General features: G+C 69.6%; 13 protein-coding genes. 10 read left to right on the plus strand and 3 right to left on the minus strand.

What is annotated here, in order from left to right; translation table 11 throughout:
* The first annotated feature begins 13 nt into the window (after positions 1–13).
* The 5 genes from tsrT to OG373_RS04700 all read left to right on the plus strand — a co-directional run bounded on the left by tsrT (position 14) and on the right by OG373_RS04700 (position 4,978).
* Positions 14–1,738 carry a tryptophan 2-C-methyltransferase gene (tsrT, locus tag OG373_RS04680; protein WP_405436049.1) on the plus strand — a complete coding sequence of 575 codons (1,725 nt, stop codon included), beginning with the start codon at positions 14–16 and terminating at the stop codon, positions 1,736–1,738.
* A 218-nt stretch (positions 1,739–1,956) separates the two neighbouring features.
* The gene (locus tag OG373_RS04685) at positions 1,957–2,703 is read left to right on the plus strand and encodes a response regulator (protein WP_405443932.1); all 747 of its coding nucleotides are present in this window, start codon (positions 1,957–1,959) and stop codon (positions 2,701–2,703) included.
* A 168-nt stretch (positions 2,704–2,871) separates the two neighbouring features.
* Entirely contained in the window at positions 2,872–3,240 is a 369-nt protein-coding gene (locus OG373_RS04690; RefSeq protein WP_397727701.1) for a cupin domain-containing protein, read from the plus strand.
* Positions 3,237–3,560 carry a hypothetical protein gene (locus OG373_RS04695; RefSeq protein WP_405436052.1) on the plus strand — a complete coding sequence of 108 codons (324 nt, stop codon included), beginning with the start codon at positions 3,237–3,239 and terminating at the stop codon, positions 3,558–3,560. The genes OG373_RS04690 and OG373_RS04695 overlap by 4 nt, the downstream gene beginning before the upstream one ends.
* Positions 3,557–4,978: an FAD-binding oxidoreductase gene (locus OG373_RS04700; RefSeq protein ID WP_405436053.1), complete on the plus strand. Its 1,422-nt coding sequence runs from the start codon at positions 3,557–3,559 to the stop codon at positions 4,976–4,978. Before OG373_RS04695 ends, OG373_RS04700 begins: the two co-directional genes overlap by 4 nt.
* Positions 4,979–5,007: 29 nt before the next feature.
* Here the strand turns inward: OG373_RS04700 and OG373_RS04705 are convergent, their stop codons facing one another.
* Positions 5,008–6,024: a hydroxyacid dehydrogenase gene (locus tag OG373_RS04705; protein WP_405436055.1), complete on the minus strand. Its 1,017-nt coding sequence runs from the start codon at positions 6,022–6,024 to the stop codon at positions 5,008–5,010.
* Between the two features lie 181 nt (positions 6,025–6,205).
* Here OG373_RS04705 and OG373_RS04710 point away from each other — a divergent pair, with 181 nt between their 5' ends.
* From OG373_RS04710 to OG373_RS04730, 5 genes are all read left to right on the plus strand, one after another.
* The gene (locus OG373_RS04710; protein WP_405436057.1) at positions 6,206–7,090 is read left to right on the plus strand and encodes an NUDIX domain-containing protein; all 885 of its coding nucleotides are present in this window, start codon (positions 6,206–6,208) and stop codon (positions 7,088–7,090) included.
* Positions 7,091–7,128: 38 nt separating this feature from the next.
* Positions 7,129–7,725, plus strand: coding sequence for an HD domain-containing protein (locus OG373_RS04715; RefSeq protein WP_405436059.1), 597 nt, complete (start codon positions 7,129–7,131; stop codon positions 7,723–7,725).
* A gap of 48 nt (positions 7,726–7,773) precedes the next feature.
* Positions 7,774–8,364, plus strand: a complete 591-nt coding sequence (locus tag OG373_RS04720; protein WP_405436061.1) for a GNAT family N-acetyltransferase — start codon at positions 7,774–7,776, stop codon at positions 8,362–8,364.
* A gap of 234 nt (positions 8,365–8,598) precedes the next feature.
* Positions 8,599–9,405, plus strand: a complete 807-nt coding sequence (locus tag OG373_RS04725) for a DUF6585 family protein (RefSeq protein ID WP_405436062.1) — start codon at positions 8,599–8,601, stop codon at positions 9,403–9,405.
* Between the two features lie 27 nt (positions 9,406–9,432).
* Complete coding sequence (locus OG373_RS04730) at positions 9,433–10,530, plus strand: IS630 family transposase (RefSeq protein WP_405436064.1); 1,098 nt, start codon at positions 9,433–9,435, stop codon at positions 10,528–10,530.
* Positions 10,531–10,748: 218 nt separating this feature from the next.
* Here the strand turns inward: OG373_RS04730 and OG373_RS04735 are convergent, their stop codons facing one another.
* Entirely contained in the window at positions 10,749–11,210 is a 462-nt protein-coding gene (locus OG373_RS04735) for a hypothetical protein (RefSeq protein ID WP_397727715.1), read from the minus strand.
* Between the two features lie 189 nt (positions 11,211–11,399).
* Positions 11,400–11,597, minus strand: coding sequence for a hypothetical protein (locus OG373_RS04740; protein WP_189744317.1), 198 nt, complete (start codon positions 11,595–11,597; stop codon positions 11,400–11,402).
* Positions 11,598–11,698: the final 101 nt, after the last annotated feature.

The following is an 11,698-nucleotide window of genomic DNA, read 5'->3' on the forward strand; positions in this document are numbered from 1 at the left end:
GGGAGAAAGTCCGATGGGCCGAGGCCTGGTGCTTTTGGTCAATCCCAACAAGGTGCACCCACCGATCGCGCCGTATGCGCTCGATGTGCTCACGACCTCGTTGGAGGCCGCCGACTTCGAGGTCGAGGTGGTCGACCTCACGTTCCACCGGGAGGACTGGAAGTCCTGCCTCTCCGAGTACTTCGGGGCGCGCAGTCCCGTGCTCGTCGGTGTCACCATCCGCAATACCGATACCGTCTACGCCTTCGAGCAGCGCCCGTTCGTCGGAGAGCACAAGGAGATCATCACCGAGATCAGGCGGCTGACCGATGCGCCGATCGTCGGCGGCGGCATCGGCTTCTCCTCCATGCCGTTCGCGCTGGTCGACTACTTCGGCATCGATTTCGGCGTCAAGGGACCGGGTGAGCAGATCATCTGCGACCTCGCCGACGCGCTGGTCACCGGACGTGACACGGACACGGTGGGCGGGCTCATCCGCAACACCCCGGAGGGAGTGACCCGGGTGCCGCCGCCGGCGCTGACCCTGCCCGGCCGCCGTACGGTGGCGGCGCCGCTGTCCGCCGGGCAGTTCGAGGACCGGACCTGGCAGGTGGACCGGTCCGGGATGTACGTCCGCCGCTCCGGCACGCCGCACAAGGTCGACAACCTGCTGTACTACCAGAGCGGCGGGCTGGCCGGGATCCTCACCAAGAACGGGTGCACCTACCGCTGTTCGCACTGTGTGGAGCCGGACGCCAAGGGCATCCGGACGGGCCGGCGGGACGTGGCCGCCGTGGTCGACGAGATGCAGTCGCTGGCCGCGCAGGGTGTTCTCGACCAGCACACCACCGACAGCGAGTTCAACCTGTCCATATCCCACGCCAAGAACCTGTTGCGCGAGATCGTCCGGCGCAAGCATTCCGACGCCGGGAACCCGCTGAACGCGTTGCGGCTGTGGGTCTACTGCCAGCCCTCGCCGTTCGACGAGGAGTTCGCCGAGCTGCTCGCGGCGGCGGGCTGCCGCGGGGTGAACGTCGGCTCGGACCATGTGCGGGGCGACATGCTGAGCGGCTGGAAGATCACGGAGAAGGGCACCACCTACTACACCTTCGCCGACACCGAGCGGCTGGTCCGGCTCTGCCACGCGAACGGCATGCTGACCATGGTCGAGGCACTCTTCGGAATGCCGGGCGAGACCCCGCAGACCATGCGCGAATGCGTAGACGCGTTCATGGCGCTGGATGCCACCGTGACAGGCTTCTCGCTGGGGCTGCGGCTCTTCCCCCACACCCCGCTGGGCATCGCGATGGCCGAGCGGTGCGACGGGGTGCGGACGGTACCGGGCCTGCAGTCCAACACGGCCACCGAGCCGATCGTCCTGAAGCCCCTGTCCCGGTGTTCCGGGCCGGTGGAGTACGAGCGGCAGTTCATGTTCGACGCGTCGGGCAACTTCCGGCTGGTCTGCTACTTCTCGCCGGATCTGCTGGAGGACACCGACACGGTTGCCGATCCCTCCGGGCGCTGGAGCCGGTCCGTCGATCTCCTGTGGGAACTCGTCGACCCCGCGGACCACTACCGGGTGATGCTGCCGACGCTGGCGGGCTCCAGCGAGCACGACAACAACTATGCGGACAATCCCTTCCTGACCAGTCTGGGCGGGCTCGGATACACGGGAGCATTCTGGGCGCACTGGCGCGACCGGGAGGCGATCCTGCGTCGCGCACAGGATGTCGGAGTGGTCGGTTCCGTGGGTGCGTGACACGACCCGATTTCAAATGGTCGATGCATGTGCGAAGGCCACGGAAAATATGCGAATAGTGATGCCTTCAGAGGTATAACTATCGCACTTCTTCCCATACTCCTCACCGTTGCGGTGGGCTGGACCTCTGGACCATTCTGGGTACCGGCCGGTCAGCATGGACCGCCTTGCACGATCAAGTGGGGGGAAGGTACGAAATGAATCAGAAAACGAACACCATGAGATTAATCTGGCCACTCTCGTCACACAGTGATCCACGAAGAGAGAGTGCGCCGCTCCGTCCCGACCAAGACTTCCCGGTCGTCCACCGAGTCCTCACCTCGGTATCCGTCGTTCTCGCCGACGCCCAGCCCGCAATTCGCCACGGCGTCCGTTCCGTTCTCGAACGGTCCGGGGGCATTTCGGTCGTCGGGGAAGCCGCGACGGCGGACGAGGTGATCGAGGAAATGTGCCGCTGCCGGCCCGGTGTCCTCGTGCTCGACCCACAGATGGACGGGGCGGCCGGGGCGCGGGTCATTCCCGAGGTCCTGCGATTATGGCCCGATACGGGCATCCTCGTCTTCAGCGCCGTGGACGACGACCAGGCCATCACCTCGGCGCTCCAGGCGGGCGCACGAGGCTACCTGTTCAAACGGGCCGACGCGGACCAGATCCTGCGCGGGATCCAGGCCGTGGCGGCCGGCGAGGCCATCATCGACAAGTCGATCGCCGGGCGGCTGGGCGCACTGATGCGCGCGACGTCCGGACAGCAGTATTACTATCCGTTCCCGCAACTGACCAACCGGGAACGGGACGTGCTGGAACGCATCGCCGCGGGCAAGTCGAATACCACCATCGCCCGTGAGCTCGTGCTCGCCTCGAAGACCGTCAGCAACCGCGTCTCGGTGATATTCGGCAAGCTCGGCGTGGCCGATCGCTCGCAGGCCATCGTGCTCGCCCGGGATGCCGGTCTCGGGCACGGCTGATCCACCGATTCGCGATCTCTGCCGTACCGGCAATTCCCCTTCGACAAGGGAACAATTCCCCTGTCGAGAGGGAGTCCCCGCCTTCTAGCCTGAACGACGTCACGCGCCGCCGTGATAATGAGGGACGTCGATCGGAGTGGGACGTTGACCGACCAGGAACAATCCGACGTGACCATTCGGAGAAGTGAGCCGGAAAACCTGGTCCGGGACCACGGACTGGATCTGAAACTGCTCCATCCGTGGCCCGGACTGGACACCCCCTTTCGCGGAGCCTGGTGCGTCCTGCGCCCCGGCGACGTGACGGATGCCCACGCCCATCACGAACGCGAGATGTTCATCGTCATGTCCGGCCGGGCCGAGGTGGTCAGCAAGGACGGGCGGCACGAACTCGCCGCCGGGGACATCGCGATCGTGCGGGGCGGAGTCGAGCACCACATCGTCAACGAGCACCACGAGGACTTCTCCTACTACGCGATCTGGTGGGGCCCGGACATGTCGGCCGAGTTCCTCGCACGACACCCGGAGCCGACCCCGTGATCAACTACGACGGGCGGAAGTTCCGCAAGCCGAAGGGCGACATCCGGACCGTCGCCGTCTACCACCAGCAGGGCGATCTGGTGTGGGGCGAGGTCGTCGGCGGCGAGGTGCGCCGCGGCTGGACGGTCGGCACCTGCGAACCCGACGGCACCCTCTCCATGGGCTACACCCTCGTCTTCGCGACCGGCGAGGTCGTCTGCGGACGCACGGTCAACACGCCGGAGGTGGCCGAGGACGGCCGCCTGCTGCTGCGTGAGGAATGGGAGCGCTACGGCCCGCACGCCGCCACCGGGGTCTCCTACATCGAGGAGGTCGGGTGAGCCCGGGCCCGGGCCCCGGCTCGCGCACGAGCGCGAGCGCGAGGCAGGGCGCCTCCGCCTCCGACTGGCGGCGGCTGGAGCGGGCCGTGACCGGCCGCGTGCTGCGCCCGGACGACTGCGGATTCCGCCCGGCCGTCGCCCCCTTCAACAAGCGCTACGCGAGCACCACGCCGAGCGGTGTGCTGGCGGCGGCGAACACCGCCGACGTGCGCCGCGCCGTCGCATGGGCACGCGAGTGCGGCATCGGCCTCGTCGCGCGCGGCGGCGGGCACAGCTATGCGGGATACTCGGCCGGCAGCGGCCTGGTCCTCGACCTCAGCGCCTTGAACACCGTGTCCGTCGACGGTTCCACCGGGCTGGTCACGGCCGCGGGCGGGGCGCTGATGTCCGACGTGTACGCCGCGATCCAGCCCCACCGGATGGCGTTCGCGCTGGGCAACGGCGCGTCCGTCGGCATCGCCGGCCTCACGCTCGGCGGAGGCTCCTCCTCCACCTCGCGCAAGCTCGGGCTCACGGCGGACGCACTCGTGCGGACCACCCTGATGACCGCCGACGGCCGACTGCTGACCTGCGACGCCCAGGAGAACCCCGACCTGTACTGGGCCTGCCGCGGGGGCGGCGGCGGCAACTTCGGCATCAACCTGTCCTTCACCTTCCGGGCGACGCCGGTGTCCGGCGTCTCCACCTGCCTGCTGCTGTGGGACGGAGCGGACGCACCCGAGGTCTTCACCGTGATGCAGGAGATCGCGCGGAAGGCACCGGACGAGTTCTCCCTCCGGCTGGGCGTCAGCGCCGCCGACGCGGCCGGGGCCACGGTGTCGGCCGTCGGTCTGCACCTGGGCCCCGCGAGCGAACTGCGCGAGCTGATCGCCCCGGCCCTCGCGGCGACCCGCCCGGTCCGTGAGGACATCGCCGACCGCACCTTCTGGGAGGCCAAGGACTATCTGCTGCACGAGACCTCGGCCGGGGCGTTCGCCGTACGGACCCGCTTCGCCACCGAGCCGTTGCCCGCCGACGCGCTCGCCACCGTCCTCGCCCTGCTCGAACGCAGGCCCGGCAGCGGCAACCCGGACGGCTGCGGCCTGGCCCTGTACACGTGGGGCGGCGCGATCAACCGGGTGGCTCCGGGCGACACCGCGTTCGTCCACCGGGACGCACTGAGCCTGGTCAGCATGGACACCTCCTGGTCCGAGCAGGACACCCCGGCCACGGTGGAGGCCAATCTGCGCTGGCTGGCGGAGCTGCGGGAGGCGATGGCCCCGTACGCCGGCGAGGGGGCGTACCAGAACTTCATCGACCCGGACCTGCCGGACTGGCGTACGGCGTACTACGGCGCCAACTACCCGCGGCTGGTCGAGATCAAGAAGCGGGTGGACCCGGACGGCTTCTTCACCTTCGGGCAGGCCATCGGCACCTGAGGCATCCGGGGGTATTCGCCGGCATGCGTTCAGGCGGTCCGGTCGAGGTCCTCGCGGTGCACCGGGTGGGCGAACGGCAGGCCGGCGGCGTAGCGGGCGATCTCCTGGATCGCGGAGTCGGCCAAGCGGTGGAGTTCGTTGCCGAGGGAGCCCGCGACGTGCGGGGTGAGCAGTACGTTCGGCAGATCGTACAGGGGGGACTCGGCGGGCAGGACCTCCGGCTCGGTGACGTCGATGACGGCGTGCAACCGTCCGGAGGTCAACTCGTCCGTCAGCGCAGCCGTGTCCACGAGAGAGCCGCGGGCCGTGTTGATCAGCGTCGCGCCGTCGCGCATCAGCCCCAGCCGCCGACGGTCGATCATCCCCCGGGTCCGGGGCAGTTCCGGCGCGTGCAGGCTGACGATGTCGGACACCCGGCAGAGCTCGTCGAGCCCGACGGGGCGGACGCCGAGGCGCGCGGCCTCCTCGGTGCTCGTGTACGGGTCGTACAGGACGAGTTCGAGATCGTACGGACGCAGCAGCTCGATCACCCGGCGGCCGATCCGGGAGGCGCCGACGACACCGACGGTGCGGCGGTAGTTCCCCGCGTGGGCGTAGCGCAGGTGCCAGTCGTGCCGGCGGCCGCGCACACTGCGGTACTCCTCGCGCAACTGCATCACGCGCTTGTTGGAGATTAGGACCATGGCCACGGTGTACTCGGCCACCGGCGCGGAGTTGGCCGCCGCAGCGCAGGACACGACGATGCCGCGGTCCCAACAGGCTTCGGTGACAAGCTGCTTGACGGATCCTGCCGCATGTACGACGGCACGCAGGCGGGGCGCGACGGCGAGCACCCGGGCGTCGACGGCCGGAGCGCCCCAGCAGGTGAGCAGGACCTCCGCCTCCGACAGGACGGCTGCCGCGTCCGGCCGGCCGAAGTCGTCGACCACCGACTCCGTTTCGAGCAGGGCCACTTCGCGCAGCCGGCGGTCGGCGGCCGCGTCCAGCAGACGGGGCCGCAGCTCGGGGGACATCGCGAGCAGGGTCCGCGGGCGGCGAAGGGACATCCGGGTGCTCCTTCTTACGGCGGCGGGCGGCGGCGGGCGGCGGCTGGCCGGTCGGCCGCGTGAGGCCGCGCCGACCCTACGAAGCCGCATCCCGGCCGTCAAGGTCGCGAAGGCTACGTTCTTTGGGCATGCATACCCCTGATGTACCCATACGCAGGACGCGACGAGGGGGAGCCTGCCCATGTCCACCACTTCCGCCGAACCGAACGGCACCGCCGCACTGCTGGTCAACCCGCGCGGCCAGTACCTGCTGCACCTGCGCGACGCGAACAAGCCGGAGATCTGCGACCCCGGGACGTGGAGCATCCCGGGCGGCGCGCGCGAGGGGACGGAGACGGCGCACGAGGCGATCGTGCGGGAGCTGAAGGAGGAGACGGGCCTGACGGTACCGCTGGAGCCGTTCACCGTGGTCGACTGCACCAGTCCCGACGGCCTCGACAAGGGGCGGATCCAGGTCTACCTCGGCGCCTGGGACGGCGATGCCGACGCCCTCCCGCTCGGCGAAGGGATCATGCTCCGCTGGTTCGACTCGGCGACAACCCCGTACCTGACGATGTGTCCGTGGACACAGCAGGTCATCGACCTGCACCGGGCCGGGACAGCGGCGCCCGCCACGGTCGCCGGCGGCCGGGCCTGCCCCAACGTCATCGGGGTCCACCTCTACCTGGAACGCGAGGGCCGGGTCCTGCTCGGGCTCCGACATCCCGACTCGCCCTTCGGCGCCTCGCACCACCACTTCCTCGCCGGCCACTGCGAGCGGGAGTCCGCGATCGCCTGCCTGATCCGCGAAGCCCGGGAGGAGGCCGGCCTGCGGATCGGGGCGGCGGACCTCGAACTCGTGCACACCGTGCACGTGGTGGACCCGCCGGGCTCCCGGCCGCGTATGCAACTGGTCTTCCGCGCACACCGATGGGAGGGAACGGAAGAGGTCCGCGAGCCGGACAAGTGCATCGGCTGGGCCTGGTGGCCGGCGGACGAACTGCCGCAGCCGATCGTGCCGTACGCCGGGGCGGCGATCGAGGGCATCCGTGCCGGCCGTCGCTACACGGAGCTGGGCTGGTCCTGACCCCGCGGCCACGGTCGCCACATCGGTAGCCTGAACGGGTGACCCCCTCGAGCGCCCTGTCCCGGGCCCTGCACGCTCCCGCCGATCCACCTCTGCGGCCGCTCCCGCCCGCGGTGGTGGATCTCCTCGGTTCCCTCGACGCACCACCGCGACTGGCCGCCCATCTGCGGGCCGTCCACCACGTGGCGGTGCAAGTGGTCGAGTGGATGGAGCACCGGTATCCGGAGATCGCGGTCGACCGCGCGGCCGTGCTCTTCGGTGCGGCGACCCACGACATCGGCAAGACCGTCCACACGGCCGAACTGTCCGAGCCCGGTTCCTCGCACGAGGAGGCGGGCCGGGAGCTGCTGCTGGCCCACGGGTTCGAGCCGGACCTGGCCCGCTTCGCCGGGACCCACGGCTCGTGGACGGCTCCCGGTGCGACGCTCGAAGACCTGCTGGTGAGCACCGCCGACAAGGTCTGGAAGAACAAGCGCGTCCCGGAGCTGGAGGACCTGGTGATCTCGCACCTGGCACGGGCCACGGGCGGAGAGCGCTGGGAGGCGTACCTCGCGCTCGACGATCTCCTCGCGCGGATCGGCGGCGAGGCCGACGGTCGGCTCGCTTATCAGGCGTCCTTCCCGGTGCACGGTTAGGGTGCCGGGCGCTGCGGGGGCGAGACAGGGGTGTGGCAGGATGCCGAGATGATCATTTCCGCGCCCATACCGCCCATACCGCCCGTCGTTCCCGCCGGCCGCATGGCCGAGGCGGAACAGCCCGTACTCGCGCTGCCCGGCGGGTGGGAGCTGCGCCCCTGGCAGCCCGGTGACGCCGGCGCCCTGCTGGCCGCGAGCCAGGACCCGGCGATCCGCCTGTGGAACCGCCTGGTGGTGAACTCCGCGGCCGAGGCGGCCGAGCGGATCGAGCGCATGCACCAGCGATGGCAGGCCGAGCTCAGCGCGATGTGGGCCATCGCCCGACCGGGCGGCGAGGCGGCGGGCCTGATCGGCTGGGGCGACATCGATCTGGCCGGAGGCAGCGCCGAGATCGTCTACTGGCTGTTGCCCGCGGCCCGCGGTGCAGGCGTTGCCGTCGAGGCGACCGAGCGGGTCAGCCGCTGGGCGCTCGACCAACTCGGTCTGCACCGCCTGCGGTTGTGCCACGCGGTGACCAACACGCCCTCCTGCCGCGTCGCGGACCGGGCCGGATATGCCCTCGAAGGCACCATGCGCAGTGCCCTGCTGCACGCCGACGGGTGGCACGACCAGCATCTGCACGCCCTGATCCAGACCTGAGGCCGTCTCTTCCGGATCCTGCCGGGTGGTGGAGGGCCGGGCAGGGGCCGGCAGACGGCCGGGGCTCTCCCACCACAGGAGTGCTGGAGCGAGCTCCGGAAGGGCTTGCCCGGGTGCTGATCGTGGTGTTGGCTGCTGGGGCCACTCACCGGCTCCGCCGCGGTCGACCGGTGAACTCCCGCCCGCTCAGGCGACCTTGCGGGGTCCGCCGTGACCTTGAAGCCGAGGCCGCGCATGACGACCGTACCGACGTCGCCCTCCCCTGCCGCGAACGCGCTGGCCACCCGCCACCACCTGGGCAGCCTGGAGCACACCTTCCGCCCCGAGAGCGAGGTCGGGGTCCAGGAGAAGTACCGGATGTGGTTCATCGTCGGCTCCCTGGTCGGCATAGCCGCACTGCTGGGCGGTGGCGTCCTGTTATGGGTGAAGGTGCACTGGGGGGTCGCGATATTCCCCCTGTGGATCGGAGTGCTGGCCGCCTGGGCGGTGGGCCAGAGCCCGCTCTTCCGCAGCCGCCTGGCGGCCAGGCGGCTGCACCTGTACGAACACGGGCTGGTCGTGAACACGAGCGGCAGCGGGCTGTTCGCGGCGCGCTGGGAGCGGGTGGTGCTCTATCAGGAGACCGTCCAGGAGGTGATCGACTACAAGGGAACGCGGACGCCGGTCGGAAGCGCGCACGTCTCCCAACTGGTCGCACCGGGCGGGGCGAAGGCCCGGATCACCGACGTCTACGCGGGCTCGCACACCTGGGCCCCGCTGATCGCGGAGGCAGTCGCCCGCGCCCAGGTGGAGAAGATGTGGAAGCTGGTCCGGGAGGGCGGGACGATCGGCTTCGGCCCGTACAAACTGTCCGCCGCCGGCGTCACGAACGCCTCCGGTGAGGTGCTGCCGTGGCGGGACGTGAGCGAGGTGGCCGTGCGCGGGGGAATGGTCTGCGTCTGGCGGTCCGGCCGGACGAAGGCCTGGGCGGCGCCCAAGGCCCAGCAGGTGCCGAACCTGATCGTGTTCCTGACCATCGCGGACAACCTCCGCCGCCGCTAGTGACCTGAGTCAGAGATTCGTCGTTGGTTGGGTGTGAGTCGTCCTGGACCGAAGATCCCGCCGTTGTCCGTGACCGATGCCCAGCGCGCTGTGCTCGAGGGGTGGGTGCGCCGTCGTTCGACGGCTCAGGCCCTGGCGTTGCGGTCACGGATCGTGCTCGAGTCCGCGGAGGGACATTCGATCGCGGAGGTGTCGCGCCGTCTGGGGATCGCTCCCGAGACGGTGCGGACCTGGCGGCGCCGGTTCCTCGACCGCGGCCTGGAAGGCATGCATGACGAGCCACGGCCCGGTGTGCCACGGAAGATCACCGATGCGGATGTCGAGCGGGTCATCGTCAAGACCCTCGAGGAGACACCGAAGAATGCCACCCACTGGTCGACCCGGTCGATGGCCGCGGCGACCGGGATGTCGCAGTCGGCGGTCTCGAGGATCTGGCGGGCGTTCGCCCTGGCCCCGCACCGGTCCCAGACGTTCAAGCTGTCGACGGATCCGCTGTTCATCGACAAGGTCCGTGACGTCGTCGGCCTCTACCTCGACCCGCCGGAGAAGGCCCTGGTCCTCTGCGTGGACGAGAAGTCGCAGATCCAGGCCCTGGACCGGTCACAACCCGTCCTGCCGATGATGCCCGGCGTTCCGGAGCGACGCAGCCACGACTACATCCGGGCCGGCACCACCACCCTCTTCGCGGCCCTGGAGGTCGCGACCGGCAGGGTGATCGGATCGCTCCACCGACGCCACCGGGCCGCCGAGTTCAAGAAGTTCCTGGCCAAGGTCGACAAAGAGGTCCCAGCCGGCCTCCAGGTCCACCTCATCCTCGACAACTATGCGACCCACAAGACACCCGACATCAAGAAGTGGCTGCTGGCCCACCCGCGGTTCCACCTGCACTTCACACCGACGAGTTCGTCGTGGCTGAACCTGGTGGAGCGGTGGTTCGCCGAACTCACGCAGAAGAAGCTCAAGCGTGGCGTCCACCGCTCGGTCCAGGCACTCGAACGCGATATCCGGGGCTGGCTCGCCGACTGGAACGACCACCCACGGCCCTTCGTCTGGACCAAGACCGCCGACGAGATCCTCGACAGAGTCGCCGCCTACTGCCACCGAATCTCTGACTCAGGTCACTAGGTCGTCTCTTTCGGATCTTGTCGGTCAGGTCCGCGTCGTCCGGTGCCGTGCCTCGGCGTGCTGCTGAGCCCGTCCGTCGCCCCACCGACCAGGGATGATCAGCAAGGCCGGCGGTCGTCGCGGGCCCGGAGCCGGCACCGGCACCGTCACCGCGTGGTCACGGCACACGCGGCGGCACCCGACCCGTTGCCGGATCGGGTGCCGCCACTGCCCTCTCGTCATTCGGTGGAGTGTGTCCAGCTCGTGCACAGCGCCCAGATGATGAACACGTCGATCGCGATGATGATGATCGACCACCAGGGCTGGTACGGCAGCCACATGAAGTTGAGGATCACGCTGATCCCGGCGAGGGCGATACCCGCGCCCCTCGCCAGGTTCGACCCGGCGAACAGGCCCACTCCGGTGAGGACGACGATGATTCCGACGATGAGATGGATCCATCCCCACGCCGTCAGGTCGAATTCGAAGACGTAGCTTCCGATCCGGGCGTAGACGTCATCCTTCGCGATGGCCGCGATGCCCTGGAAGATCGAGAGGCAACCGACCACCAGGAGGAGGACCGCGGCGAACATCGTGCCCACGTTCCCCGCGCCCTGGCTGTCGTCGCCCGAGAACATCGGAGTGTTGCCCGGCGCGGGGCCGGTGTTCCAGTTTCCCCCGGTCGGTGTCGGCTGGCCCATGGAATTCACCTCACAGTTGGCGGTGCAGCGCAGGACCGTCCTGCTCCGGCTTGTCGGTCACAGGCTTCGGCGCCCACATCGCAGTGTCGTCCGGCGGCCCGGTCCCTGTGATCACCCGAAGCGGGTGGTCTACGCCCGGTCTCAGATCCGGCCCGGTCTCCAGATCCGGCTCGGCCTCCGGCCCCGGCCTCATGCGGGCAGCCGGCGCATTTCGAGCACCCGCAGACCCAGGGACTGGAAGCGGGTGAGGAGCCCGTACAGGTGCGCCTCGTCCGCCACGCTGCCGAACAGGAGCGTCTGCTCCGGTACCGGAATCCGGTCGAGCTCGGGAAAACTGGCGGCGAGTGTGTCCGGCACGACCCCCGAGATGCGGAATTCGTAGCGCATGAGAGCCCTCACTCCTCTCGGAACGAAGGCGTCGGGTGCTGGGGCTGCGGAGGGGGCCCGGCCCGCTCCCGGCCTTCACCCGCCATCGTCGGTCCCCGCCG

The sequence above is a fragment of the Streptomyces avidinii genome (assembly GCF_045161815.1).
GTDB lineage: Bacteria > Actinomycetota > Actinomycetes > Streptomycetales > Streptomycetaceae > Streptomyces > Streptomyces avidinii.